Raw genomic sequence first — 25,436 nt, 5'->3', positions numbered from 1 at the left:
GAGGACATGAAAAAGCCCTGGCTGGACGGGGGAGACCAGCCAGGGCCGTATGCGGCGATGTACGGGGGACGTCAGCCGGGTCGACCCCGTCACCGCTTATGGATGAACCTTAAACCACCACTGGCCCTGCACCCGTGCCCGAAGCGGGTCGAGTGACCGGTTTCACTCGGTTTCACCCGGCGTACGCCGTCCCGCACGGATGTTTGACCGGGCACACAGGGGCTAGCCGGATCAGAGAGGCCGTGAGCCTCAGCCGTCGGCCGCAGGGAGCGAGGAGATGTGCGAGAAGCACCGGACCACCCCCGTCGCGGAGCCCGCCTCCGCCCCGGACCACCTCGGACCGTGCCGCCCGGCCGACGCCCGGCGGGAAGTGGCACACGTGATCACCGAATGCTGCCGGGCCGGCCATCCGCCGTGCGACGCGCACGCCGTGTCCGACGCCCAGCTCGTCGCCTCCGAACTGACGACCAACGCCATCCTGCACGGCGGCGGGGTGACCGACTTCCACGTCGATGTCGTCGGACCCGACGTCCGCGTCTGCGTCAGCGACCGCAGTGACCGCCTCCCGGTGGCCCGCACCCCGCTGGACCGGCAGGGCCGCTACCGCGGCGGCGGGCGCGGCTGGCCCATCGTGTGCAGGCTCGCCCGGGACGTCCAGGTGTCCGACCTGCCCTCCGGCGGCAAGTGCATCAGCGCCATGGTCTCCCTGAGCTGATCCGCTCGGACGGGCCGGTCCGGGCGGCCCCGCGGCGGTGCGGACCGCCCGCCGCGAAGAATTCGAAGAAGCGGAGTTTGTTCCTCACACCCCCGGGCAGACGGAACCCCGTGCTTCGGACCGGAGGCGCGCCAGCGGGAGCGGCATGACTGCTCCGAGGCCCTCCAGGTCGGCCCGGCAGTTCCCCGCCTCCCGCGGTACATCCCTGAAACCACCGTTCAGGAGCGAATCCGCATGCTCATCGACACACCGGCAAGCCGTTCCCGCACTTCCGAGGAACCGGCCGCTCCCGCCCGGCGGCCGCACGACGACGCACCCGAGACCGAGGCCCTCTTCCGGCGCCTGACCGCGCTGCCGGACGGGCCCGAGCGCGACGCGGTGCGCGACGAACTCGCCACCGCCTGGCTCCCCATGGCGCACCGCATCGCGGGCCGCTTCCGCGACCGCGGCGAATCCATCGAGGACCTCCGCCAGGTGGCGGCACTGGGCCTGGTCAAGGCCATCGACCGGTTCGACCCGGACCGCGGGGCCTTCGAGAGCTACGCCGTCCCCACCATCACCGGCGAGGTGAAGCGGCACTTCCGGGACCGCATGTGGGCGCTGCGCGTGCCCCGCCGGGTCCAGGAACTGCGCAACAAGGTGCGCGTGGCGCGCCGCGAACTCACCCAGAACCCCGGCAGCCCCGAGCCCACCCTCGCCGCCGTCGCCGCCCACACCGGGCTGACGGAGGAGGAGGTCAGCACCGGCATGGAGGCGCTGGAGAGCTTCAGCACGCTGTCCCTGGACGCCGAGATGTCCTCCGGCGCCGACGGCTACAGCCTCGCCGACACCCTGGGCGCCGCCGACTCCTCCTACGACGTCGTCGTCGACCGGGAATCGGCCAAGGAAGGACTGCGCCGCCTTCCCGAGCGCGAACGCGCCATTCTCTATATGCGCTTCTTCGAGGACATGACCCAGAGCCGGATCGCCGACCGCCTCGGCATATCGCAGATGCACGTCTCCCGGCTGATCAGCCGCAGCTGCGCCCGCGTCCGCGACGAGGTGCTCACCGAGCGCACCGGCCGCCGCCCCACCGGACCCCGCCCCGAGGCGTACTGACCGGCCCGGCGCACCCCCGCCACCGCCCGGCGCACCCCCGCGCCCGGAGGTGGCGCGAGCGCGCCCGGCGCGCCTTCACGGGCACCGGCCGATCGCAGGTGCCGGGTCTGAGAGACGCCGGGCGGGGAACACGGAGCAGATGAGCGAAGACGAGTTTCCGCCCGACGACCGGGCCGTGGAGGTGTACCTCGACCTCCTGCGGATCCGGATGCCAGAGGACGACTACGAACTCCTGCTCACCGTGGTGGACCCGGTGCTGCGCGCCATCCACGAACAGGGGGAGCAGGGCGTGCCCACCGCCGACTTCCCGCTGGACGGGCCGCAGACCCAGGGCCTGCCCCAGCAGATACGCGACGAGGCGGCCCTGGTCATCGCCACCGCGGTCACCGGCCGGCTGGACAACGAGCTGGTCGTCCTGGAGATAGAGGAGACCGGCCCGGTCCGGGTGGTCACCGACGCCACCACGGCCGCCGACCCGGCCCGCCTCACGGAGATCGCCGACTACATCCGCGACCGGCACCGCGAGACCGAGGAGCTGCGCGGCATCGCCGCCGTCAGCGACCTGCCCACGGACTTCTGACCCGGCTGGACCCGTCTCACCGCTTGGGCGTCGGCACCCGGACGCCCAGCGGACGGGCCAGACCCACCACTCCCTCGTCCAGGCGCTGCAGATGCCGCAGCACCCGGTCGGTGATCCGGCCGTAGCGGGGCGTGCCCGGCGTGCCGCCCGACTCCAGCAGCGACGCGATGCTCGGACCCGTCTCGATCCCGGGGGCGTCCGGCTCGTCGGCCACGTGCGCGGTGAGCGCCGCGATGTTGTGCGTGATCCGGCGGCACGCCTGCCGCAGCCGCGGATCGGCGGCTATCGACGGATGCGTCGGCAGCAGCTCGGCGGTCGCGGCCAGCGACCGCGCGTGATACGCACAGGTCTCCAGCAGCGCCAGCAGGTACTGCGCGGTGTCGCGCCGGGCCCGCAGGGGCGTGATCGGGTGCGTGAGCGGCTGCACCGCGCCGCGCAGATCGCTCAGCGCCTGGTCGAGATCGCGCGCCTGGTCCAGGAGATCCGCCTGCGGGCCGCCGCTGAGCTGGTCCACGGCGGTGCCCGTGACGTCGTAGAGCCGCTCCAGCACCGTGCCCAGCAGCTCGTCCGTGCGGCGGTCGGTGCGCACCGGCAGCACCACGGCCGCCGCGATGATCCCGCAGGCGGCGCCCAGCGCCGTCTCCTCGATGCGCAGCACCAGCACCGACAGGCTGTAGGTGTGCAGCAGCGTGTAGAGCAGCCCCAGCGCTGCCGTGACGAAGAACGACATCAGCGTGTACGACAGCGGCGCCGTGTAGAACATCGCGAAGACCAGCAGCAGCACCAGCGCCAGGGCCGGCCAGGTGTGCGGACCGACCAGCCCGGCCAGCACGATGCCCGCCACCACCCCGAGCACGGTGCCCAGCAGCCTGCGGTAGCCCTTGACCAGGATCTCGCCCGTGGACGAGGTGTTGATGAAGACGATCCAGCAGGTCAGCACCGCCCAGTACCAGCGCTGGCTGGAGAGGAACTCACCGCCCACGATGGCCAGCGCGGACCCCAGCGCCACCTGCACCGCGGCCCGCGTGGTGGGCCGGCGCAGCCCGGTGGCGGGCTCCTCCAGCGCCTGTTCGCCCGCCTCGGCGCCCTCGATGGCGGCGTCCTCGGCGTCCAGCTCCTCCCGGGAGCGGGTGGTGGCCGGGGAGTCGTCGGACTCGTCCTGCGGCCCGCCGAGCGCGACCCGCAGCCCCAGCACCGCGCGGGCGGCCTCCCCGATACCGCGGAAGACGTCCTGGAGGGCCGCCGAGGCGGCCGGCAGGTTCTCCTCGTCGCGGTAGCCGAGCAGCCGGTTGCGCACATGCGTCATCGCGGTGCCCCCGCCCTCGCCGACCGGCCGCAGCACCAGCATGCGCAGCGCCCGCAGATCCCGGCGCAGCGTGTCGGTGGCCTCCTCCCGCACCGGCTCCCGGCCGCCCGAGGGGACGGGCGCGCCGGGCAGGTGCAGGGTGAGCGTGTCGGTCCGCTCGCTGCTGCGGGCGGTGAGCAGCAGCAGTCCCAGCCGCTCGGCGGAGATCTCGGCGCCCGCGATGCGCCGCTGCACCAGCCGGGCCACGGACTCGTCGGAGGTGCCCTGCTCCAGGCGGCCCTGGATCATCAGGGCCGTCTCGTGCAGCCGGGCGGTGCCCTCGCGCACCGCCTCCAGGGCCTTGTCGGCGTCCCCGGGCCCGGCGTCCAGCAGCTCCAGCTGGGCGGAGACCAGCTGGGCCAGCCGTACCCGGAACGCCTCGCGCAGCCGCAGCAGGACGCCCGCCGGAGTCTCGTAGACGATCACGAAGCGCACCAGCGCGCTGGCCGCGAACGCGACCGTGACGACACCGAACAGGGCGGGCAGCGTGTGCCCGGTGGCGCCGACGAACAGCGACATGAAGTAGATCTGGAAGCCGATCAGGCCCAGCGCGTTGCCCCGGTCGCCGAAGCGGCGGCTGTAGACCGCGCAGAAGATCAGGACGACGAAGAAGAGGTCACCGGCGATCACCCGGGAGTTCAGCAGGGCGCCCAGGGCGACCGACGCCAGCGCCACGGGCAGACCCAGCGCCAGGGTCAGCGCCTGCTGGGAGCGCTGCTTCTCCCGGATGGCGAAGGTGGCCGCCATCGAGGCGATCGCACCGGCCACCAGATGCGGGACCGGCACCCGCAGCGCGGTCAGCACCGCCAGGGTCAGCGCTATCGATCCCGCCGTCCGCGACCCCGCGGCCAGTCTCAGCAGCCCGGGATCGGACGCCGTGACGCGATCCCAGAGCCGTGTCCCGAGCGACTCCTCCGCTGCACTCACGCCGCCGTACTCTCTCCCGATCCCCGTGGATCTTGCCGTGGATCTTCGCGATGATCCGTTTCTCCAGCATCGCACGCCACGGCCGGACCGCCCGGAGCGGCCCGGCCGGGCGCGGCGCCGATCTCCGCCCGCGCGGCGTCACAGCGCCCGCGGACGCGCCTTCTCCACGTACTCCTGCACCTGCTGCGCCGTCATGTACGCGTCGGTGTACTCGAAGTCCTTCAGCTTGGCCGGCTTGCGGGCCTGGAAGCCGGTGCGGACGAAGTCGTCGCCCGCGACCGCGTTGAGCAGCCAGTTCGTCGCGACCCTGACCTTGGCGACATTGGTGCGCAGCGCCCCCAGGTGGTAGCCGCGGGCCACCGCCTGGGCGGGCACCCCGTGCAGTTCGACACCGAGCGGCTTGGCGACCGCGTCCGCGCCGCCCAGGTCCACGACGAGACCCAGGTCCTTGTGCTCGTAGCGGCGCATCGGTCCGCCGCGCAAGGTTGCGACGACGTTCTCCGCGACCCGCCTGCCCTGGCGCATCGCGTGCTGCGCGGTCGGCGGGCAGACCGCGCCGTCGCCCTTGGCGAGGTCGGGCACGGCGGCGGCGTCACCGAGCGCGAACACCCCGTCGTACCCGGGCAGGCACATCTCGTCGGTCACCGCGAGCCGTCCGCGGACGGTGTCCGCGCCGAGGGTGGCGATGAGCGGGCTGGCGACCACGCCCGCCGTCCAGATCAGGGTGTGGGTGGGCACCACCCGGCCGTCGGTGAAGGTGACCTCCTCCGGGCCGGCCTTGGCGATGGACACCCCGAGCGAGATCTCGATGCCCCGCCTGCGCAGGTCCTCCTGGGCGGCGCGGCCCAGCTTGTCGCCCAGCTCGGGCATCAGCTTGGGGGCGATGTCGATCAGATGCCACTTGATCAGCGCCGGGTCCAGCCGCGGGTAGCGCTTGACGGCGGCGTGCGTCAGCCGCTGGAGGCAGGCCGCGGTCTCGGTCCCGGCGTACCCGCCGCCGACGACCACGAACTGGAGCCGCGCGGCCCGCTCGGCCGCGTCGTCGCTGGCGTCGGCCAGGTCGAGCTGGGTGATGACGTGGTCCCGGACGTACGCGGCCTCGGCGAGCGTCTTCATGCCGAAGGCGTGGTCGGTCAGACCCGGGATGTCGAAGGTGCGGGTGATGCTGCCGGGGGCCAGCACGATGTAGTCGTAGGACTCGTCGACGATCCGGTCGGTGATGGTGCGGACGACGCAGACCTTGGCCTTCAGATCCACGCCGACGGCGCCGCCCGGGATGATCCGGGTGCGGTACTTCCTGCTGCGGCGCAGGGAGACGGCGATCGACTGCGGCGTCAGCACGCCGGAGGCGACCTGGGGCAGCAGCGGCAGATACAGCTGGTAGGCGAACGGTGTCACCAGGGTGACGTCGGCCTCGCTGGGGGAGAGGGTGCGTTCCAGACGGCGGACGCACTCCACTCCGGCGAAACCTGCGCCGACCACCAGGATCCTGGGTCGTGTCACGGTGTCTCTTCCCTTCTGCGGCTCCGGCGGCGTGCCGCGGCGTCGAGCGCCTGCCCCCGGATCGCTGCTTTCGCACCTCGTCGCTCCCGCCGTGCCGCCGGGCCTCCTTCCGCCGGCCGGGCACGGCGCCCGCACACACGTGTCGATCACCACCATGCCCGCACCGGGCCGTCCGCGCACCAGTAGCGACAGCACCGGCCGCACCGGACGCCCCGGCGGGGCCCGCCCTCCGCGCTCTCAGGCCGACCGTTCGACCGGCGCGTCGATCAGGGCCAGCGCCTCCTCTGCCGTCCGCGAGACCGGCACCGTGAGACTGACCCCGGTGAGGTCGAAGATCCGCTGGACGGCCGGTGCGGGCGCGATGACGTGCACGCTGCCCGGCAGCCGCCGGACCTCCTGGTAGACGCGCAGGACGATGTTCATGCCGGAGGAGTCCATGAAGGGCACTCCGCTCAGGTCGAGCAGGAAGTGCCGGCGGCCGTGATGGAGCTGGTTGGCCAGATGGGCCTGGAGCTCGGTCGCGGTGTCGACGTCCAGGTACCCCTCGGCCGTGAGCAGGGCGACGTCCTCCCGGACGAGGGTGACCTCGACGGTCAGCGGGTTCTGGGCATGGGACACGGGTACCTCCATCGAAGGGCGACTGCGCACCCGCGCCTACCCCCGAACCGGGCGGCCATACGTGCCGGTCCCGGACCCGGGTCGTCGAATGCCGCCGTCGGCGCAGGGTAGTTGCTGCTGTGGAGGCACCGAGCGAAAGGGGCAGGGCAGCGTGACCATCGAGGGAATCTGGGCGTACCCGCCGCAGGCCGGCCGCACCGGCGAGACGGACCTGACCGGGTTCACCGTCGTCGCCGCCGACGGCACCGTGGGCCATGTGGACCGGGAGGCGGAGCGCTTCGGGATGCGGCACCTGGTCGTGGACACCGGTGTGTGGGTGTTCGGCCGCAGCGCGCTCGTCCCCGCGGGCGTGGTGAGCCGCGTCGACCCGGCCGGGCGCAGGGTCGAAGTGGCCTGCTCCCGGGCGGAGATCAAGGACGCGCCGCGGTTCCGCACCGACAGCGAGACCCTCGACCGGGACTATCTGACCCGGGTGGGGGAGTACTACCACGGCCTGCCGCCACGGGAGCCGGACCCCGCCTGAGGACCCCGGCGAGCCCGGGGCTCCTCAGGCGGGGTCCCGCCGGGACGACCGGTTCACCAGGGCAGGAAGACGTGGACGTCCTTGCCCTGGCCGGTCACCACGACACTGACCTGGTCGCTCAGCGTGTGGATCAGATGCCAGCCGATCCCGCCGCCGCCCCGGCTCGGATGGAACGGGCGCGGCGCCGGCGGCGTGGTGCTGGTGTCGCTCAGCGTCACATGCACCCCGTCGAAGGTCCGCCGCAGACACAGCACGAACGGCCCCGGCGCGTACTGCACGGCGTTCGCGGCGAGTTCGGTGACCACCAGCAGGATGTCGTCCCAGTGCTCGGGGGCCGCCGGCAGGGCGCGGCGCGCCAGATCGTCCAGGAACTCCTCCGCGGCGAGGCGCGCACCCGTCACATGGTGCAGCTCGCCCGCGAAGCGGGCGGTTCGGCTCGGTATCCCCTCGGTGGCCAGTGTGTCGTCCCCATGCGGCTCGGTTGGCATCTCGCCTTCCCTGCCCGGCGTGCGCAGGGCGTCGTCGTACTTCCCTTCGTCCTCCTGTCTAGTTCCCGTGGGTGCCAGGGCTACGCGTGGGCATCCCGTGGCGCCCGTCTCAGCCGCGCGTCCGGACGGGCGGAAGTGGGGACCCGGGGGTCATGAGCTACGTCAATCCAGATCCCGACCCGGACCGGACGACCGGGCTCGAACCGGGCGGCGGAGTGCCGCCCGGCGAGACACCGCCCGCCGAGAGCAGCATGCCCGAGGCCGGGCCGCGGGAGCCGGAGGCCACCTCCCGGGGCTGGGCGGCGACCCCGCTCACCCTGATCCTGCTGCTCGTCCTGCTGATCGCGGCGGGCCTGCTGGGCTACGCCCTGGTCCTGATCCGCTGAGCGCCCCGCGCGGCCGTCTCACTCCTGGGTGAGGCGCACACACGCGGCGACGACCTCCCGCAGGCTCCCGGTGCGCTCCAGCAGCTCACGCTGTGTCCGTGCCCCGTTGCCCTGCGCGAACAGCGTGTCCAGCCCCTCCCGCGCCGCGTCCAGGTCACCGGCGTCGGCGAGCGCGTCGGCGACATGGTCGAGCAGACCCCGCAGCACCGACTCGGCCGGCAGCCGCCGCATGGTCAGCGGATGCAGCAGCTCCTGCCGGGGGCCGGTCCGCGCGGCCTGCCAGGCGGCCAGCCGCAGCAGGCTCACCCCGTGGTCCGGCGGTTCGCCGCCCGACCGCCACTGCCGGGCGGCGGTCTCCACCAGCGCGCGGGCGAGCGTGGCGAGCAGCCGGGCCGTGCCCGCGCGCAGGCACACGTCCGCGACCCGGATCTCCACCGTGGGATACCGCTCGGAGAGCCGCGCGTCGAAGTAGGCCATCTTCTCGTCGAGGATCACCCCGGTGGCCACCATGTCCGCGACCAGCCGGTGGTAGCGCTCCGCCGACCCGAACAGCTCGGTCGGACCGGCCGAGGGCCAGCGGTCCCAGACCCGGCTGCGGTAGCTGTCGTAGCAGGAGTCGTCGCCCTGCCAGAAGGGCGAGTTCCCGCTGATCGCCAGCAGCGCGGGCAGCCACGGGCGGATACGGTCCAGGACGGCGACGCCCTCCTCGTCCGAGTCGACCGCCACATGCACGTGCATGCCGCAGACCAGTTGCTCCCGGGTGGCGATGCCGTACTGGTCGGCCAGCCACCGGTAGCGGCGGTTCACGGTGATGGTCGGGCTGACCGGCAGCGGCGAGGTGGCGAGCGCGGCCACCGCGCAGCCGATCTCCCCGGCGTGCCGGGCCGCCTCCTCGCGGCAGCGCACGATCTCCGCGCCGAGCGCCGCCATGTCCGTCTGCGGATGCGTGGCGAACTCCAGCATCTGCCCGAACAGCTCTTTCTCGAACACGTCCCGGTCCGTGTCCGCGTCGTCCGCCTCGACCCGGGCGAGCACCGCGCCGGACAGCGCCCTCGGCTCGCCGCTGCCCGGGTCGACCAGGAGGAGTTCCTCCTCCACTCCTACGGTCCGCACCTCTTGCCGCCCTTCCCTCATGGCGACACCGGCCGGGCGCCGGGTCGTACGACCCCGAATGCCCTCGGACGGCCGCCGGACACCCCGCGCCGCGCGAGGCGCCCGGCCGTACGGCTCAGCCGGGGTGCGGCGCCAGCCAGAGCGTGGCCAGCGGCGGCAGGGTGAGGCGGACGTGTCCGTCCTCGGTCCCGACGGGGTCCGGGGCGGTGACACCGCTGCCGCCGTAGCGCGCCGCGTCCGTGTTCAGGACCTCCGACCAGGCGGTGACGTCGCCGCCCACGTGCAGGCGGTACCCCTCGCGGACCACGGGCGAGAAGTTCGACACCGCCAGCAGCGGAGTGCCCGCCGCGTCCAGGCGCAGGAACGCGAGGACGTTGTCGTCGGCGGCGTCCACGGCGACCCAGCGGAACCCCTCGGGCCGGGTGTCGCACTGCCACAGCGCCGGGGTGTCCCGGTAGACCGTGTTGAGGTCCCGCACCAGGTCCCGCACCCCGCGGTGGTCGCCCGCCGAGCAGTTGCCGTCCTCCAGCAGCCACCACTCGGGCCCGTGCTCCTCGGAGAACTCCCCGCCCTGCGCGAACTCCTGCCCCATGAAGAGCAGTTGCTTGCCGGGATGGGCCCACATGAAGCCCAGGTACGCCCGGTGGTCCGCGCGGCGCTGCCACCAGTCGCCCGGCATCTTCGACACCAGGGCCCGCTTGCCGTGCACCACCTCGTCGTGCGAGATGGGCAGCACGTAGTTCTCGCTGTAGGCGTACACCATCGAGAACGTCATCTCGTGGTGGTGGTACTTGCGGTGCACCGGCTCCTTGCTCATGTACTGGAGCGAGTCGTGCATCCAGCCCATGTTCCACTTCAGCCCGAACCCGAGCCCGCCGCGGTCGGTCGGCGCGGTCACCCCGCCCCAGGCAGTGGACTCCTCGGCGATGGTCACCACACCCGGCGCCCGCCGGTACACCGTGGCGTTCATCTCCTGGAGGAACGCCATCGCGTCCAGGTCCTCGCGCCCGCCGTACTGGTTGGGCGTCCACTGGCCGGAGTCGCGCGAGTAGTCGAGGTAGAGCATCGAGGCGACCGCGTCCACCCGCAGCCCGTCGATGTGGAACTCCTCGCACCAGTAGACGGCGTTCGCCACCAGGAAGTTGCGCACCTCGGTACGGGCGAAGTCGAACTCGTAGGTACCCCAGTCCGGGTGCTCGGCGCGCTGCGCGTTCCCGGGCTCGTACAGCGGGTCCCCGTCGAAGCGGGCCAGCGCCCAGTCGTCCTTCGGGAAGTGCGCCGGCACCCAGTCCATGATCACGCCGATCCCGGCGCGGTGGCAGGCGTCGACGAAGTACCGGAAGTCGTCCGGTGAGCCCAGCCGCGAGGTCGGCGCGTAGTACGACGTCACCTGGTAGCCCCAGGAACCGCCGAAGGGATGCTCGGCGACCGGCATCAGCTCCACATGGGTGAAGCCCAGGTCCTTGACGTACGCGGGCAGTTCCTCGGCCAGCTCGCGGTAGGTCAGGCCCTTGCGCCAGGACGGCAGGTGCACCTCGTACACCGACAGCGGCGCCTCGTGCACGGGCGTGTCCCCGCGGTGCGCCATCCACCGGGCGTCGCCCCACTCGTAATGCGCGGCCGTCACGATCGAGGCGGTGTCCGGCGGCACCTCGGTGCGCCGCGCCATCGGGTCGGCCTTCAGGAACCGGCCGCCGTACCGCGAGGTGATCTCGAACTTGTACCGCGCGCCCTCGCCGACACCCGGCAGGAACAGCTCCCACACACCCGCCGCGCCCAGCGAGCGCATCGGGAACGCGGTGCCGTCCCAGTACGTGAAGTCCCCGGCGACCCGCACCCCGCGCGCGTTGGGCGCCCACACCGTGAACCGGGTGCCCTCGACGCCCTGGTGGGTCATCGGCTCCGCGCCGAGCGCCCGCCACAGCTGCTCGTGCCGGCCCTCCCGGATCAGATGCAGGTCCAGCTCGCCGAGCGCGGGCAGGAAGCGGTACGGGTCGTGGACCTCGTGCTCCCCCTGCTCGTACTCGACGAGCAGCGTGTACTCGGGGATCCGGGCGCCCGGCAGGACGGCCGAGAACAGCCCGTCCCCCTCGGAGACCAGCGGGACGCGCGCGCCGCCGGCCAGCACGCTCACCGCGCGGGCGAACGGACGCAGCGTCCGGACGGCGGTCCCGCCCGGCACCGGATGCGCGCCGAGCAGCGCGTGCGGATCGTGGTGCGCCCCGGACAGCAGGCGCTCACGGTCTCCTGGGTCCAGGGGCGGGGCGGCCGTGGTCGGTCCCGCCGGGGGCGGGACGGGACCGGACGGCTCGGGCAGTGACGTGTCGCGCAGTGCCACCGGTTCAGCCTCCTCTCACGGCGAGACGTTCGATCGCCGCCATCGGTACCGCGAGCCAGTCGGGACGGTGCCGGGCCTCGTACAGCACTTCGTACACGGCACGGTCCGTCTCGTAGGCCCGCAGCAGGGCGTGTTTCTTACGGGGGTCCCAGCCGGCCCGGGAGGCGTAGCCGGCGCAGTACGCCTCCCGGCAGCGGCGCGCCCACTCCGGGCGCCAGGGGCGGCGCTGGCGGGCGGCGTAGTCGAAGGAGCGCAGCATGCCCGCCACGTCCCGCACCGGGGACTCGGGGACACGGCGCTCGGCGAGCGGACGGGACGGCTCGCCCTCGAAGTCGATCACGAACCATTCGCGTCCGGCCCGCAGCACCTGGCCCAGATGCAGATCGCCGTGCACCCGCTGGGCGGGCGGGCCCGCGTCGCAACTGGCCAGCGCGGCGAACGCGGTGCGCAGCCGGGCGGCGTACGGCCGGAGCGCGGGCACGCTGTGCGCCGCCGCGTCCAGCCGCTCGGTCATGGCCACCGCCGTGCGGGCGACCTCCCGGTGGCCGCCGGTCGGGAAGGCGTCGGCCAGTGCCAGGTGCACCTCGGCCGTGGCCTGCCCCAACTGGTGCGCCTGGGTGGTGAAGTCGTCGCCGGTGGCGAGCGCCCGCAGGGCCAGGGTCCAGCCGTCGGCCGCGTCGGGCAGGAACGGCTGGAGCACCCCGAGCGTGGCCTCCTCCGGCTGGTTGGTGCGCAGCCAGGCCACGGGTGCGGGCACCCGGCCGCACCCCTGCCGGGCCAGCGCCCACGGCACCTCCAGGTCCGGGTTGACCCCGGCCTGGATGCGGCGGAAGACCTTCAGGATGAACTCGTCGCCGTACACGATGGAGGAGTTGGACTGCTCCGCGTCCAGCAGCCGGGGGGCGAGGCCGCCCGGGACGAGCGCGGACGGATCGGCCTCGAAGCGCAGCGGGCCCGCGCTGCCCGGGTGGCGCAGCCGCTCCAGGAGCAGTTGCGCGGAGCGCGGGTCGCACAGGGCGTCGTAGACCGCGAGTCCGGCCAGCGGTCCCTGCGCGGGCCGGCCGATGAAGCCGCGGTGCAGTCGCGGGGACAGCTCCCGCCGTACGCCGAGCAGCAGTTGGTAGCAGTCGGCGGGCGGCGGCGCGGTGATGCCGGCCGGGGCGGGGACGCCGCCGCTCCCGGCGCCGACGCCCGCGTGTTCGGCGTGGACCAGCAGATGCAGGCACCCCGGGAACAGCTCCGTCATCGACAGCAGCCTGAGGTCGGTGACGGGCCGGTCCTTGCCCGCGAACCAGCGCTGGCCGGGCAGCCATTCGCGCAGCAGCGACCCGAGCGAGGCCATGGGATCGGCGACGCCCGCGCTGCTCGGCTGGAGGGATGCGGTCTTCGTCATGGTCACGCCTCCTTTGGTCTCGGCCACGGTCAGACTCGTCGGCCGATCCGGGATGCGGCTCTGCTGAGCCGGAACCAGTAGAAGCCGTGTCCCGCCAGGGTCAGCAGATAGGGGAGTTCGCCGATGGCGGGGAACCGGACGCCGCCGATCAGTTCCACCGGGTGCCGTCCGTCGTAGGCGCTGAGATCCAGTTCGGTGGGCTGGGCGAAGCGGGAGAAGTTGTGCACGCACAGCACGAGGTCGTCGTCTCCTTCTCCGTTCGGGGGGGCTTCGCGGAGGAAGGCGAGGACGGCGGGGTTGGAGGAGGTGAGTTCGGTGTAGGTGCCGAGTCCGAAGGCGGGGTTCTGCTTGCGGATCTCGATCATGCGGCGGGTCCAGTGCAGCAGCGAGGAGGGGGAGGACATGGATGCCTCGACGTTGGTGACCTGGTAGCCGTAGACGGGGTCCATGATCGTGGGGAGGTAGAGGCGGCCGGGGTCGCTGGAGGAGAAGCCGGCGTTGCGGTCGGGGGTCCACTGCATGGGGGTGCGTACGGCGTCGCGGTCGCCGAGCCAGATGTTGTCGCCCATGCCGATCTCGTCGCCGTAGTAGAGGATCGGGCTGCCGGGCAGGGACAGGAGCAGGGCGGTGAAGAGTTCGATCTGGTTGCGGTCGTTGTCCAGGAGGGGGGCGAGGCGGCGGCGGATGCCGATGTTGGCGCGCATGCGGGGGTCCTTGGCGTACTCGGCCCACATGTAGTCGCGTTCCTCGTCGGTGACCATCTCCAGGGTCAGCTCGTCGTGGTTGCGCAGGAAGATCCCCCACTGGCAGTGCGCGGGGATCGCCGGGGTCTTCGCCAGGATCTCCGAGACCGGGTAGCGGCTCTCGCGCCGCACCGCCATGAAGATCCTCGGCATCACCGGGAAGTGGAACGCCATGTGGCACTCGTCGCCGCCGGCGCTGTAGTCGCCGAAGTAGTCGACGACGTCCTCCGGCCACTGGTTCGCCTCCGCGAGGATCACCGTGTCCGGATACATCTGGTCGATCTCCTTGCGCACCCGTTTCAGGAACGCGTGGGTCGCCGGGAGGTTCTCGCAGTTGGTGCCCTCCTGGGCGTAGAGGTAGGGCACCGCGTCGAGGCGGAATCCGTCGATGCCGAGATCCAGCCAGAAACGCAGCGCGGCCAGGATCTCCTCCTGGACCGCGGGGTTCTCGTAGTTCAGATCGGGCTGGTGCGAGAAGAAGCGGTGGAAGTAGTACTTGCCGCGCACCGGGTCGAAGGTCCAGTTGGACGCCTCGGTGTCCACGAAGATGATCCGGGCCTCCGCGTAGCCCGTGTCGTCGTCGGCCCACACGTAGAAGTCGCCGTAGGGCCCGTCGGGGTCCTTGCGCGACTCCTGGAACCAGGGGTGCTGGTCGCTGGTGTGGTTCATGACGAAGTCGATGATGACGCGCATGCCGCGCTGGTGGGCGGCGTCGACGAACTCGACGAAGTCGGCGAGGTCGCCGAAGTCCGGCAGCACGGCGGTGTAGTCGGAGACGTCGTAACCGCCGTCTCTCAGCGGTGACTTGAAGAACGGCGGGAGCCAGAGGCAGTCCACGCCGAGCCACTGGAGGTAGTCCAGTTTGGCGGTCAGGCCCTTCAGGTCGCCGATGCCGTCGCCGTTGCTGTCCTGGAAGGAGCGGACCAGGACCTCGTAGAAGACGGCGCGCTTGAACCACTCCGGGTCGCGGTCCCTGGCCGGGGCGTCCTCGAAGATGTCCGGGACGGGCTCGTTGACTGTCATGGCGCGGCGGGCCTTCCGGTCTGCGGGGTGGTCGGACGCTGGACATGGAGCACGTGGGCGGGCCGGTGCCCGGGATCGAGCCGCACGTAGTTGGCCGTGCCCCAGCGGTAGGTCTCACCCGTCAGTTCGTCGTGCACGGACAGGGACGCCGGGACGTCCGGGCCGAGGCGCCGCATGTCCAACGAGACCGTGGCCTCCTGGGTGTGGTGCGGATCGAGGTTGACCACCACGACGACCGTGTCCGCGCCGGTGGTCTTGCTGTAGGCGATCACGGCGTCGTTGTCGGTCGGGTGGAAGTGCAGGTTGCGCAGGTGGTGCAGGGCGGGGTGGCGGCGCCGGATGTCGTTGAGGCGGGTGATGAGGGGGGTGATGGTGCGGCCCTCGCGTTCGGCGGTGTCCCAGTCGCGTGGTCTGAGCTGGTATTTCTCGGAGTGGGCGTATTCCTCGCCGCCCTGTGTGAGGGGGGTGTTCTCGCAGAGTTCGTAGCCGCTGTAGATGCCCCAGGAGGGGGAGAGGGTGGCGGCGAGGACGGCGCGGACCTCGAAGGCGGGGCGGCCGCCGTGCTGGAGGTAGGCGTGGAGGATGTCGGGGGTGTTGGGGAAGAGGTTGGGGCGCATGTAGGCGGCCGCCTCGCCCGACAGTTCCGTCAGGTAGTCGGTGAGTTCCTGTTTCGTGGTGCGCCAGGTGAAGTAGGTGTAGGACTGCTGGAAGCCGATCTGGGCGAGGGTGTGCATCATCGCGGGGCGGGTGAATGCCTCGGCGAGGAAGATGACGTCGGGGTCGGTGGTGTTGATGTCGCCGAGGACGCGTTCCCAGAAGACGACGGGTTTGGTGTGGGGGTTGTCGACGCGGAAGATGCGGACGCCGTGGTGCATCCAGTGGCGGACGATGCGGACGGTCTCGGTGACGAGGCCGTCCATGTCGGTGTCGAAGGCCAGGGGGTAGATGTCCTGGTATTTCTTGGGGGGTTCTCGGCGTGGGCGATGGTGCCGTCGGGGCGGTGGTGGAACCACTGGGGGTGTTTGTGGACCCAGGGGTGGTCGGGGGAGCACTGGAGGGCGAGGTCGAGGGCGACTTCGAGGCCGAGTTCGCGGGCGCGGGCGGTGAAGTGGTCGAAGTCGTCGAGGGTGCCCAGGCGGGGGTGGACGGTGTCGTGGCCGCCTTCGGGTGAGCCGATGGCCCAGGGGACGCCGACGTCGTGGGGGCCGGCGGTGAGGGTGTTGTCGGGGCCTTTGCGGTGGGTGGTGCCGATGGGGTGGACGGGGGGGAGGTAGACGACGTCGAAGCCCATGGCGGCGATGGCGGGCAGGCGGCGTTCGGCGGTGCGCAGGGTGCCGTGGGGCTGGTCGGGGGTGCCTTCGGAGCGGGGGAAGAACTCGTACCAGGCGCTGTAGAGGGCGCGTTCGCGTTCGACCTGGAGCGGGAGCGGCTGGGAGGCGGTGACCAGGTCGCGCAGGGGGTGGCGGGCCAGGACCGCGTCCACCTCCGGCGTCAACGCCGCCGACAGCCGGGTCATCACCGGCAGCGAGTCGTCGTCCATCACCCGGACGGCGGCAAGCAGGGTGTCCCGTTCCGGCCCCTCGGGCACCCCCTCGGCCGCCCTGGTGTGCAGCTCCGCGCCCTCCTCCAGCACCAGCCCCGCGTCGATCCCGGCCGGGACCTTGATCTGGGCGTGCCGCCGCCAGGTGGTGACGGGGTCGGCCCATGCCTCGACGTGGTAGGTCCAGCGGCCGGTCGCGGTCGGGGTGACCTCGGCGCCCCAGCGGTCGGTGCCCGGGGCCAGCTCGCGCATCGGCGTCCACGGCCCCGGCCGGCCCGCCGGATCGCACAGCACCACGTTCGCCGCGACCGCGTCGTGCCCCTCGCCGAACACGGTGGCGGTGACCTGGAACGTCTCGCCCACCACCGCCTTGGCCGGGCGCCTGCCGCTCTCCACGGCCGGGCGCACATCCCGTACGGGGATGCGGCCGACGGCCGGTGCATGACTCGGAGTCGTACTCATGGGTGTCACCTCCACCGTGCTTGAGGCCGGGCTCGCGCCCGGCCGGGAACCAGGTACTGCTCGGTACGTCGTGCGGCGGTGCCGCCGTCCGGGACCGCCGCCCGGGACGGCGTACGGCCGCGTCCCCTACGCCCCTGCCCGGGAGCGCCGGTCCGCCGCGGGCCGGGGCTCCTGCGGCGCCCTCCGCTCCGCCGCGGACCACCGTTCCTCCGCCGGACCGCGGTCCTTCGCCGCGCCGCGGCCCCGGCGTGCCAGGGCGCCCACGTGCGGCCGGGCGGCGCCCTGCTCCCGCAGGTAGGTGCCCAGGTTCGTGCGCAGGTACCGCTCCGCGGCGTCCGCCGCCTCCCGCGCGCAGCGCTTGCCCATCAGCACGCACAGCGTGTAGCCCGAATCCTCGAAGGTGGCCCGGACCCTGCGGTCGTCGGGCGACGCGAGCATCGCGCGTTCCCACACCCGGTAGCGCCGCAGATGCCGGGCGACTTCGGCTTTGGCGGGTAGCAGCATGGCGCTGTTCACCTTTCGGGAGCGCTCGATGGGCACGTTTCCCCGACGGTCGGGGCGGTGACCGCGCACGCGAAGGCACGCGGTCCCGTTCACGGCGCTCGAGACTTTCACTCATGGTGCACGTTCAACGACACAGCGTCCTGTTGGATCTTCAACCAGGTCACCCGCCCGGTCCCGCGGTCTCGCCGGCCCGCGCCGTCCGCTCGTGTTGCACGAATGGCGTAGCGCCCGCACTGTGGTTCTGACTCAGAGGCAACAAACGCTCACGCTTCGTGCTCGGGGGTCCGGTCCGCAAGGGCGGGACAGGGAGCGCGGGCCCCGCCGGTGAGGAGCCAAGGACGATGAAGACCGCAGTGCCCTGCTACTACCACCTCGACGTGGAAGTCAGCCCGGAACGGGTCGGACAGGTCAGGCGCATCCTGGCCGCCCACCTCCGGCTCTGGGATCTGGAGGACCTCGTCGAACCCGTGTGCGGCGGCGCCGAGATGCTGCTGAACGCCATCGACGAGCACGCCCGGGACAAGCACACCTCCATCGAGATGTGGTGGACCGGCCAGCACCTCATCACCGCGGTCGGGGAGAACAACCACGACCTGCGCCCCGACCAGGACCTGCGCACCTGTCTGGCGCGCATCGCGGCGACCAGCGACGGCTGGGGCTGCTGCGCCGCCGAGACCGGGAGCAAGGTCATCTGGTTCTCGCAGCGGGCCCGCGCCGGGGTGCGTGTCCCGCTGGTCGCCAAGGCGCCGGCTCCGACCCTGCGCGAGGGTCTGAAGCCGCCCCGCGAGCTGGCCGTCGCCGCGCTCGCCTCCGCGCTGACCGGCCCCGAGGCCGTCCTGGAGGGGGCCCGGTGACCCGGCGCACCAGCCGCGCGAAGGGGGTGCCCGTGCCCGTGTGGAGCGGGTACCCCTATCCGCTGGGGGCCGCCTACGACGGCGAGGGCACCAACTTCGCCCTGTTCAGCGAGGTCGCCGACCAGGTGGAGCTGGTCCTCGTGGACGACGCGGGCACCCACCGGACGGTGCCGCTGACCGAGGCCGACGGCTTCGTCTGGCACGGCTATCTGCCGGGCGTCGGCCCCGGCCAGCGCTACGGCTACCGGGTGCACGGCCCCTGGCACCCGGCGGCCGGCCACCGCTGCAACCCGAAGAAACTGCTGCTGGACCCGTACGCCAGGGCGGTGGACGGGCGGATGGACGACCACCCCTCGCTCTACGAGCGGGCCCCGCACGGACCCGACCCGGCCGACAGCGCCGGACACACCCTGCTCGGCGTGGTCACCGACCCGGCCTTCGACTGGGGCGGCGACCGGCCGCCCCGGCGGGCCTACGCCGACACGGTGATCTACGAGGCCCATGTGCGCGGCCTGACCCGCACCCACCCCGACGTCCCGCCCGAGCTGCGCGGCACCTACGCCGGCCTCGCGCACCCCGCCGTCGTCGAGCACCTGACCTCGCTGGGCGTGACGGCCGTGGAGCTGATGCCGGTGCACCAGTTCGTGCACGACGGGGTGCTCCAGGGCCGGGGCCTGTCCAACTACTGGGGCTACAACACGATCGGCTTCTTCGCCCCGCACAACGACTACGCCGCCCACGGCACCCGCGGCGGGCAGGTCGCCGAGTTCAAGTCGATGGTCAAGGCGCTGCACGAGGCCGGCCTCGAAGTGATCCTCGACGTGGTCTACAACCACACCGCCGAGGGCAACGAGAACGGCCCGACGCTGTCCTTCCGCGGCATCGACAACGCCTCGTACTACCGCCTGGTCGACGGCGACTTCGCGCACTACTACGACACCACGGGCACCGGCAACAGCCTGCTGATGCGCCACCCCTACGTGCTCCAGCTGATCATGGACTCGCTGCGCTACTGGGTCACCGAGATGCATGTGGACGGCTTCCGCTTCGACCTGGCGGCCACCCTGGCACGGCAGTTCCACGAGGTGGACCGGCTCTCCGCGTTCTTCGACCTGATCCAGCAGGACCCGGTGATCAGCCGGGTGAAGCTGATCGCCGAACCGTGGGACGTGGGCGAGGGCGGCTACCAGGTGGGCAACTTCCCGCCGCTGTGGTCGGAGTGGAACGGCCTGTACCGGGACGCCGTACGGGACTTCTGGCGCGGCGAGGAACACACGCTGGGCGACTTCGCCTCCCGGCTGACCGGCTCCTCCGACCTGTACGCCCACAACCGGCGCCGCCCCCGCGCCAGCGTCAACTTCGTGACCGCGCACGACGGTTTCACCCTGCGCGACCTGGTGTCGTACAACGACAAGCACAACGACGCCAACGGCGAGGACAACCGGGACGGCGAGAACTCCAACCGGTCCTGGAACTGCGGGGCCGAGGGCGACAGCCGCGACCCGGCGGTGCGCGAGCTGCGCGCCCGCCAGCAGCGCAACTTCATCGCCACCCTGCTGCTCTCGCAGGGCATCCCCATGCTGTGCCACGGCGACGAACTGGGCCGCACCCAGGGCGGCAACAACAACGCCTACTGCCAGGACAACGAGGTCTCCTGGATCGACTGGCGGCTCACCCGCGAGCAGCGGGACCTGGCGGACTTCACCCGGCAGGTCATCGGCCTGCGCACCGCCCACCCGGTGCTGCGCCGCCGCCGCTTCTTCCAGGGCGAGACGGCCACCCGCGACGACCAGCCGCTGCCCGACCTGGTGTGGATGCTGCCGGACGGCCGCGCGATGGCCGAGGAGGACTGGCAGCGCTCGGACGCGCACTCCGTCATGGTCTTCCTCAACGGCGACGCCATCGCCGAGCCCGACCCGCAGGGCCGGCCCGTGGTCGACGACTCGTTCCTGCTGCTGCTCAACGGCTACTGGGAACCGGTCGACTTCCGGCTGCCCGGCCCGGCCCACGGGGAGCGCTGGACCACGGTCGTCGACACCGCCGAGCCGCAGGGCCCCCCGGACGAGGCCGAGCACAAGCCCGGCGGCGACCTGCGCGTCGAGTCCCGCAGCCTGGTCCTGCTCACCCGGCCCCCGCGCACGGCCCGCTGACGCCGTACGCCCGCCGCCCCGCCCCCGGAAGTCACCGGGGGCGGGGCGGCGGGCCGTACCTGTTCAGGCCTCCCTGCGGGAGGTCACCGTGAACTGCGCCCCGTCCGGATCGCGCAGCACGGCCTCCTGGGCGCCCTCGCGCAGCACACTGCCGCCGTGGCTCTCCGCCGTCCTGGCGCAGACGGCCACGTCCGCCACCCGGAAGTGGATCTGCCAGTGCGGCCGGATGGTGGGATCGGGGGCCGCCTCCAGCGCACCGGACTCGATCCGCGCCACCACCTCGCCGTGGCTGCGCAGGACCACCTCGTCGCCCTCGTAGCGGACCTCGCAGCAGCCGGGCCGCTCCGTCGCCCAGTCCAGGACCTCGCCGTAGAAGATGGCGGCGTCGAACGCGTCCCGGGTGTGCAGCCGGATGTAGGCCGGCGCGGCCTTGCGCCAGGTCTCCCAGTCGGTGAACAGCTCGCCCTCCCAGATCCCGAAGGTCGCGCCGTCCCGGTCCGCCAGCAGCGCGGCCCGGCCGGGCGGCAGCGAGATCGGGCCGACCGCCGAGGTGCCGCCGCGCTCCTGCACCCGCGAGACCGCCCGGTCGGCGCTCGGTACCGCGAAGTACGGGGTCCAGGCCACGGCCATCTGCCACATGGACGCCACCGCCGCGATCCCGGCGACCGGGGCGCCGTCGGCGAGCGCGATGCGGAAGCGGTCGCCGAGCTTGGCCGAACGCCACTCCCAGCCCAGCAGGGCCGAGTAGAACTCCTCCGTGGTCTCCAGGTCCCGGCTGGTCAGGCTGACCCAGCAGGGCGCGCCGCACACCGTGTGCGTGGAGACGACGCCGGTCGTGGGTCCGGCGGGTGTCGTGTCGTGGTTCATGGCACGTCCTGGTCTCGTCGGCCGGTGGCCACCGGTCTCACACCAGTGTCCGACCGGAACCCCCGAGGGCGCCTGCCGAGTACCCCCCGCATGCCGCCGAAACGGCACCGGACGGGCGTCGGCGGGCGTCAGCCGGCCTCGGCGAGCAGCTCCTCGCGCAGCTGGGCGAAGCACCCGCTGAGCAGCCGTGAGACATGCATCTGCGAGATGCCGAGCTGCTGGGCGATCCGGCTCTGCGTCATGCCCCGGAAGAACCGCAGATAGAGGATCATGCGCTCACGCTCGGGCAGCGCCTGCAGACAGGGCCGTACGGCCACCCGGTCCACCACCAGGTCGTAGCGCGCGTCGGCCTCGCCCAGGCCGTCGCCGAGCGCGTACCCGTCGGTGCCCGGCACCTCCGCCTCCAGCGACAGCGCGGCGAAGCAGTCCAGGGCCTCCATGCCGGTGCGGACGTCCTCGACGCTCAGGTCGGTGTACTCGGCGATCTCCGCGACGGTGGGGGAGCGGCCCGGCGTCGTCTGGGCCAGTTCCTTGGCCGCGCGGCGCACCCGGTTGCGCAGGTCCTGGACCCGGCGCGGCACGTGCAGCGTCCACATGTGATCGCGGAAGTGCCGCTTGATCTCACCGGTGACGGTCGGCACGGCATACGCCTCGAACGCGTAGCCGCGCGCCGGATCGTAGTGGTCGACGGCCTTGACCAGGCCGAGCGCCGCCACCTGGTACAGATCCTCCAGTGCCTCGCCGCGGCCCCGGAAGCGGACCGCGATCCGCTCGGCCATCGGCAGCCACACCTGGACCAGCTCGTCGCGCAGCGCCTTGCGCTCCGCTCCCGCGGGCAGTCCCGCGAGCCGCTCGAAGGCCGCCGCCGTGTCGGGGGCGTCGTCGTGCGGGTGGGACTTCGTTCTGCCGGTGGTACGCATACGCTGCGCCTCCCTCAGCAGGTGCTGGATGGACGGACACCACGGGAGGCGCGGGGCAGATCCTGCCCGGATCACATCGGGGCCCGGCGCGCCGGCTCCCACGGGCGTGCCTCCGGTCCGAAGCACTGAATTGCGGATTCCCGAAGCCGGAGATCCCGAAACAATTCAGAGAATGCGGTGACGGTATGCGTCCGGCCGGTCGCGAAATGATTTCATTCGTGTCCGGTGGATTGTCCCGCCGATTGTGCGAGCCTTCTTCGGAATTCGATTCCCGGGAAATGATGCGCATTTCAATGAACACGTCTCGCCCGCTCCCGGGCCTGTGGCCGGAAGGGCCGCGCCGTGTCCTTGGCCGAGTCTTGGTCCGCCCTTGGCGGTACTTACCTCTGCTACAGAGGTAACGTCGAAGCATGGAAGCGGAACCGGAGATCCAGGCCGAGGAGCTGGCCGACGCCCTGGTCGGGGTGCAGCGGCTCGTCCGGCGCCGGCTGCGCGCCGGAGCGACCGTGACCCGGCTGCGCGGCGCCGAGGTCGAACTGCTGCGCCTGGTCGAGACCCGCCCCGGCATCGGCGTCTCGGAGGCGGCCAAGGAACTGCATCTGGCGGGCAACTCCGTCTCCACCCTGGTCAACCGGCTCGTCCGGGACGGCCAGCTGGTCCGGGAGACGGACCCCGCCGACCGCCGGGCCGCCCGGCTGCTGCTGACCGAGGCCGCCGGGGCGCGGCTGCGGGACTGGCGCGCCCGCCGCGTCGCCCTGGTCCGCGACCAGCTGGACCGGCTGCCCGAGGCCGACCGGGAGGCGCTGCGCGCCGCGCTCCCCGCCCTGCGCCGGCTGGCCGAGAACCTGCGCGAGGAGGGCGACCGCCCATGACCAGCGACGCCGCCGCACCCGACGCCGTCACCTGCACCCGGCTCACCTACACCTTCGGCGGCACCCACGCCGTCGACGGCCTGGACCTGGCCGTGCGGCCGGGCGAGGTGTTCGGCCTGCTCGGACCCAACGGCGCCGGCAAGACCACCGCCATCCGCTGCGTCACCACCCTGCTGCCGGTCCCCGCCGGCATGGTCCGCGTCTTCGGCCACGACCCGGCCGGCGACCGGATGGCCGTGCGCCGGCTGCTGGGCTACGTCCCCCAGCAGCTGTCCGCCGACGCCGCCCTCACCGGCCGGGAGAACGTCACCCTGTTCGCCCGCGTCTTCGACGTGCCGCGTCGCGAACGCGCCGCGCGGGTCGCCCAGGCACTGACCGCCGTCGACCTCACGGACGCCGCCGACCGGCTGGCCAAGACCTACTCCGGTGGCATGATCCGCCGTCTCGAACTGGCCCAGGCCCTGGTCAGCGCGCCCCGCCTGCTGATCCTCGACGAGCCGACGATCGGCCTCGACCCGATCGCCCGCACCGGGGTGTGGGAGCACATCAACGCCGTACGCGCCGCCACCGGCATGACCGTCCTGGTGACCACGCACTACATGGACGAGGCCGACCAGTACTGCGACCGGGTCGCCCTGATGCACCGCGGCCGGATCCGCGCCCTGGGCACCCCCGGCGAGCTGCGCCGGGGCCTGGGCGAACGGCGCCGCGCCGAGGGCGGCCCCGCCGCGGACGCGCCGCCCACGCTGGAGGACGTCTTCCGCGAGGTGGCCGGCAGCGGCCTCGACGACAGTTCAGGAGATTTCCGCGATGTCCGAAGCACCCGTCGCACCGCCCACCGGGTCGGCTGACCCCGCCTTCGCGGACGGCATCGGCCTGCTGGTGCGGCCCCCCGAGCCCCGCGCGGGCTGGCGGCTGCTGCCCGCCCGGGTCGCCGCCATGTGCGCGGTCGAACTCCAGAAGCTGCGCCACGACCGCACCGAGCTGTACACCCGCGCCGTCCAGCCCGCCCTGTGGCTGCTGATCTTCGGCCAGACCTTCACCCGGATCCGCGCGATCCCCACCGGCGGCCTGCCCTACCTGGACTTCATGGCCCCGGGCATCATCGCCCAGTCCGCGATGTTCATCGCCATCTTCTACGGCATCCAGATCATCTGGGAGCGCGACGCGGGCGTCCTCAACAAGCTCCTGGTCACCCCCACCCCGCGCTCGGCGCTGGTCACCGGAAAGGCGTTCGCGGCCGGGGTGAAGTCGCTGATCCAGGCCGTCGTGGTCATCGTGCTGGCCGCGCTGCTCGGCGTGGCGCTGACCTGGAACCCGCTCCGGCTGCTCGGGGTCGCCACGGCCGTGGTCCTCGGCTCGGCGTTCTTCTCCTGCCTGTCCATGACCATCGCCGGGATCGTGCTCAGCCGCGACCGGCTGATGGGCATCGGACAGGCCATCACCATGCCGCTGTTCTTCGCCTCCAACGCCCTGTACCCGGTGGCCGTGATGCCCGGCTGGCTCCAGGCGGTCAGCAGGGTCAACCCGCTCAGCTACCAGGTCGACGCCCTGCGCGGGCTGCTGCTGGGCACCCCCGCGCACCTCGGCCTCGACTTCGCCGTGCTCGTCCTGGCCGCCGCCGCGGGCATCACCGCGGCCTCCGCGCTGCTCGGCCGGCTGGCCCGGTGACCGCGGCGGGGTGACGGCCCGTCGTCGGCGGCGCGGGGGAAACCGTCACCGGCGGGCCGCGCGCCGCCCCCGCCGGACGTGATGTGCGGCACGCCCGCGGCCGGGAAAATGATCACCCGCCGGGGGATTCCGCCAGCGCACGGCTTGATCACGGGTCAATGCCGCGGAATTACCCGGCCGCCGCGCATTCCGCGCATTTGACAGTGCGCTCGGCCCACAGATAGGAAACAGCTCTTGGAAGTCGAGAGGTGCGCTGTGTACGAGCCGAACGTGGTCGGGGACTGGCAGGAGTACGACGAGTACGCCGGCCTGCGCGTCCGCGTCCACCGACTGGAACGGGCCGAGCCGCCCCGTGGCCGGGACGACGCCGCCGAGGGACTGGCGTACTTCCGTGTGCGGGCCACCGTCGAGAACCGCGGCACCAAGCACTTCGGCGTCCACCTGGAGGACGGCCAGATCGACGTGCGGATCGGCCCCGACGGCGAGAGCGCGTTCGTGGACTGGCGCAACTCCCAGTTCATCGAGGGCTACGACGTCCACCCGCTGCGCCGGGCCACCGCCGTGCTGTACGCGGCGGGCCCGGAGGACTCCCTGCACCAGGTCGACGTCCAGGTGCAGCTGCGCGTGGACGAGGAGTGGACCGACCGCCGCCTGTGGAGCGGCGGCGTCGGCGTGCACGAGGCGCCCGTCGGCACCGGCGCGCCCTGCCCCGGCGGGCCGGGCGGCCTCGCCCACCAGATCAGCGTCTTCCTGCGCGACCAGGCGGAGCCCGGCGCCACCGGCTGACCCGCCCCGCGCCGGCG

General features: G+C 72.5%; 22 protein-coding genes and 1 pseudogene. 11 read left to right on the top strand and 12 right to left on the bottom strand.

All coding sequences use genetic code 11. The features are described from left to right. Positions 1-277 precede the first annotated feature (277 nt). From A8713_RS02440 to A8713_RS02430, 3 genes are all read left to right on the top strand, one after another. Positions 278-715, top strand: coding sequence for an ATP-binding protein (locus tag A8713_RS02440; RefSeq protein ID WP_064531184.1), 438 nt, complete (start codon positions 278-280; stop codon positions 713-715). Positions 716-949: 234 nt separating this feature from the next. Next, positions 950-1,813 (top strand): SigB/SigF/SigG family RNA polymerase sigma factor, encoded by an 864-nt coding sequence (locus A8713_RS02435; protein ID WP_064531183.1) that lies wholly within the window; start codon positions 950-952, stop codon positions 1,811-1,813. 139 nt (positions 1,814-1,952) lie between these two features. Continuing rightward, positions 1,953-2,393 (top strand): hypothetical protein, encoded by a 441-nt coding sequence (locus tag A8713_RS02430; protein WP_064531182.1) that lies wholly within the window; start codon positions 1,953-1,955, stop codon positions 2,391-2,393. 16 nt (positions 2,394-2,409) lie between these two features. Here A8713_RS02430 and A8713_RS02425 read toward each other — a convergent pair whose 3' ends face one another. The 3 genes from A8713_RS02425 to A8713_RS02415 all read right to left on the bottom strand — a co-directional run bounded on the left by A8713_RS02425 (position 2,410) and on the right by A8713_RS02415 (position 6,786). Beyond that, entirely contained in the window at positions 2,410-4,665 is a 2,256-nt protein-coding gene (locus A8713_RS02425; RefSeq protein WP_064531181.1) for an FUSC family protein, read from the bottom strand. A gap of 138 nt (positions 4,666-4,803) precedes the next feature. Next, positions 4,804-6,147 (bottom strand): NAD(P)/FAD-dependent oxidoreductase, encoded by a 1,344-nt coding sequence (locus A8713_RS02420; RefSeq protein WP_173860951.1) that lies wholly within the window; start codon positions 6,145-6,147, stop codon positions 4,804-4,806. 258 nt (positions 6,148-6,405) lie between these two features. Next, entirely contained in the window at positions 6,406-6,786 is a 381-nt protein-coding gene (locus A8713_RS02415) for an STAS domain-containing protein (protein WP_382848043.1), read from the bottom strand. Between the two features lie 151 nt (positions 6,787-6,937). Between A8713_RS02415 and A8713_RS02410 the strand changes: the two genes are divergently transcribed. Further along, on the top strand, positions 6,938-7,309 hold the full coding sequence (locus A8713_RS02410; RefSeq protein WP_064531178.1) for a hypothetical protein: 372 nt from the start codon (positions 6,938-6,940) through the stop codon (positions 7,307-7,309). A 53-nt stretch (positions 7,310-7,362) separates the two neighbouring features. On the opposite strand, the gene A8713_RS02405 is transcribed toward A8713_RS02410, so the two are convergent. Next, a complete protein-coding gene (locus A8713_RS02405) occupies positions 7,363-7,797 on the bottom strand; it encodes an ATP-binding protein (RefSeq protein ID WP_037895259.1) in 435 nt (144 codons plus the stop codon). Between the two features lie 152 nt (positions 7,798-7,949). Between A8713_RS02405 and A8713_RS02400 the strand changes: the two genes are divergently transcribed. Beyond that, positions 7,950-8,183, top strand: a complete 234-nt coding sequence (locus tag A8713_RS02400; RefSeq protein ID WP_064531177.1) for a DUF6480 family protein — start codon at positions 7,950-7,952, stop codon at positions 8,181-8,183. 18 nt (positions 8,184-8,201) lie between these two features. Here the strand turns inward: A8713_RS02400 and A8713_RS02395 are convergent, their stop codons facing one another. From A8713_RS02395 to A8713_RS02370, 6 genes and pseudogenes are all read right to left on the bottom strand, one after another. Next, positions 8,202-9,296, bottom strand: a complete 1,095-nt coding sequence (locus A8713_RS02395) for a glutamate--cysteine ligase 2 (RefSeq protein ID WP_064531176.1) — start codon at positions 9,294-9,296, stop codon at positions 8,202-8,204. A 115-nt stretch (positions 9,297-9,411) separates the two neighbouring features. Continuing rightward, positions 9,412-11,634, bottom strand: a complete 2,223-nt coding sequence (gene glgB / locus A8713_RS02390; RefSeq protein ID WP_064531175.1) for a 1,4-alpha-glucan branching enzyme — start codon at positions 11,632-11,634, stop codon at positions 9,412-9,414. Positions 11,635-11,638: 4 nt separating this feature from the next. Next, a complete protein-coding gene (locus tag A8713_RS02385) occupies positions 11,639-13,027 on the bottom strand; it encodes a maltokinase N-terminal cap-like domain-containing protein (protein ID WP_173860793.1) in 1,389 nt (462 codons plus the stop codon). A 29-nt stretch (positions 13,028-13,056) separates the two neighbouring features. Next, entirely contained in the window at positions 13,057-14,793 is a 1,737-nt protein-coding gene (gene treS, locus A8713_RS02380; protein WP_064531173.1) for a maltose alpha-D-glucosyltransferase, read from the bottom strand. Then, positions 14,790-16,795, bottom strand: a pseudogene (locus A8713_RS02375) (alpha-1,4-glucan--maltose-1-phosphate maltosyltransferase). Before A8713_RS02375 ends, treS begins: the two are co-directional and overlap by 4 nt. A 126-nt stretch (positions 16,796-16,921) precedes the next feature. Continuing rightward, on the bottom strand, positions 16,922-17,299 hold the full coding sequence (locus tag A8713_RS02370) for a DUF5133 domain-containing protein (protein ID WP_064531172.1): 378 nt from the start codon (positions 17,297-17,299) through the stop codon (positions 16,922-16,924). A gap of 341 nt (positions 17,300-17,640) precedes the next feature. On the opposite strand from A8713_RS02370, the gene A8713_RS02365 reads away from it, so the two are divergent. After that, complete coding sequence (locus A8713_RS02365; RefSeq protein ID WP_064531171.1) at positions 17,641-18,153, top strand: hypothetical protein; 513 nt, start codon at positions 17,641-17,643, stop codon at positions 18,151-18,153. After that, complete coding sequence (gene glgX / locus A8713_RS02360) at positions 18,150-20,303, top strand: glycogen debranching protein GlgX (RefSeq protein WP_064531170.1); 2,154 nt, start codon at positions 18,150-18,152, stop codon at positions 20,301-20,303. The genes A8713_RS02365 and glgX overlap by 4 nt, the downstream gene beginning before the upstream one ends. A gap of 63 nt (positions 20,304-20,366) precedes the next feature. Here the strand turns inward: glgX and A8713_RS02355 are convergent, their stop codons facing one another. Further along, positions 20,367-21,170: a VOC family protein gene (locus tag A8713_RS02355; protein WP_064531169.1), complete on the bottom strand. Its 804-nt coding sequence runs from the start codon at positions 21,168-21,170 to the stop codon at positions 20,367-20,369. A 128-nt stretch (positions 21,171-21,298) separates the two neighbouring features. Then, complete coding sequence (locus tag A8713_RS02350; protein WP_064531168.1) at positions 21,299-22,090, bottom strand: RNA polymerase sigma factor SigF; 792 nt, start codon at positions 22,088-22,090, stop codon at positions 21,299-21,301. Positions 22,091-22,500: 410 nt separating this feature from the next. Here A8713_RS02350 and A8713_RS02345 point away from each other — a divergent pair, with 410 nt between their 5' ends. The 4 genes from A8713_RS02345 (at position 22,501) to A8713_RS02330 (ending at position 25,419) form a co-directional block, all read left to right on the top strand. Then, positions 22,501-22,962: a MarR family winged helix-turn-helix transcriptional regulator gene (locus A8713_RS02345; RefSeq protein WP_064531167.1), complete on the top strand. Its 462-nt coding sequence runs from the start codon at positions 22,501-22,503 to the stop codon at positions 22,960-22,962. Then, positions 22,959-23,813: an ABC transporter ATP-binding protein gene (locus A8713_RS02340; protein WP_064531166.1), complete on the top strand. Its 855-nt coding sequence runs from the start codon at positions 22,959-22,961 to the stop codon at positions 23,811-23,813. The genes A8713_RS02345 and A8713_RS02340 overlap by 4 nt, the downstream gene beginning before the upstream one ends. Further along, positions 23,773-24,633, top strand: coding sequence for an ABC transporter permease (locus A8713_RS02335; protein WP_064531165.1), 861 nt, complete (start codon positions 23,773-23,775; stop codon positions 24,631-24,633). The genes A8713_RS02340 and A8713_RS02335 overlap by 41 nt, the downstream gene beginning before the upstream one ends. 255 nt (positions 24,634-24,888) lie before the next feature. Next, positions 24,889-25,419 (top strand): hypothetical protein, encoded by a 531-nt coding sequence (locus A8713_RS02330; protein ID WP_064531164.1) that lies wholly within the window; start codon positions 24,889-24,891, stop codon positions 25,417-25,419. Positions 25,420-25,436: the final 17 nt, after the last annotated feature.

Origin of the sequence: Streptomyces sp. SAT1 (genome assembly GCF_001654495.1) — a bacterium.
In the GTDB taxonomy this organism is placed as follows: domain Bacteria; phylum Actinomycetota; class Actinomycetes; order Streptomycetales; family Streptomycetaceae; genus Streptomyces; species Streptomyces andamanensis.
Note: the sequence above shows the minus strand (reverse complement) of the source record. Positions and strands in the feature narration are given on the sequence as shown.

What these genes read in the sequence shown, in the direction of transcription:
- A8713_RS02370 (WP_064531172.1), bottom strand. Translation starts at nt 17,299, where the DNA reads ATGCTGCTACCCGCCAAAGCCGAAGTCGCCCGGCATCTGCGGCGCTAC.
- treS (WP_064531173.1), bottom strand. Translation starts at nt 14,793, where the DNA reads ATGACAGTCAACGAGCCCGTCCCGGACATCTTCGAGGACGCCCCGGCC.
- A8713_RS02355 (WP_064531169.1), bottom strand. Translation starts at nt 21,170, where the DNA reads ATGAACCACGACACGACACCCGCCGGACCCACGACCGGCGTCGTCTCC.
- A8713_RS02440 (WP_064531184.1), top strand. Translation starts at nt 278, where the DNA reads ATGTGCGAGAAGCACCGGACCACCCCCGTCGCGGAGCCCGCCTCCGCC.
- A8713_RS02345 (WP_064531167.1), top strand. Translation starts at nt 22,501, where the DNA reads ATGGAAGCGGAACCGGAGATCCAGGCCGAGGAGCTGGCCGACGCCCTG.
- A8713_RS02340 (WP_064531166.1), top strand. Translation starts at nt 22,959, where the DNA reads ATGACCAGCGACGCCGCCGCACCCGACGCCGTCACCTGCACCCGGCTC.
- A8713_RS02365 (WP_064531171.1), top strand. Translation starts at nt 17,641, where the DNA reads ATGAAGACCGCAGTGCCCTGCTACTACCACCTCGACGTGGAAGTCAGC.
- A8713_RS02435 (WP_064531183.1), top strand. Translation starts at nt 950, where the DNA reads ATGCTCATCGACACACCGGCAAGCCGTTCCCGCACTTCCGAGGAACCG.
- A8713_RS02335 (WP_064531165.1), top strand. Translation starts at nt 23,773, where the DNA reads ATGTCCGAAGCACCCGTCGCACCGCCCACCGGGTCGGCTGACCCCGCC.
- A8713_RS02385 (WP_173860793.1), bottom strand. Translation starts at nt 13,027, where the DNA reads ATGACGAAGACCGCATCCCTCCAGCCGAGCAGCGCGGGCGTCGCCGAT.
- A8713_RS02350 (WP_064531168.1), bottom strand. Translation starts at nt 22,090, where the DNA reads ATGCGTACCACCGGCAGAACGAAGTCCCACCCGCACGACGACGCCCCC.
- A8713_RS02405 (WP_037895259.1), bottom strand. Translation starts at nt 7,797, where the DNA reads ATGCCAACCGAGCCGCATGGGGACGACACACTGGCCACCGAGGGGATA.
- A8713_RS02400 (WP_064531177.1), top strand. Translation starts at nt 7,950, where the DNA reads ATGAGCTACGTCAATCCAGATCCCGACCCGGACCGGACGACCGGGCTC.
- A8713_RS02430 (WP_064531182.1), top strand. Translation starts at nt 1,953, where the DNA reads ATGAGCGAAGACGAGTTTCCGCCCGACGACCGGGCCGTGGAGGTGTAC.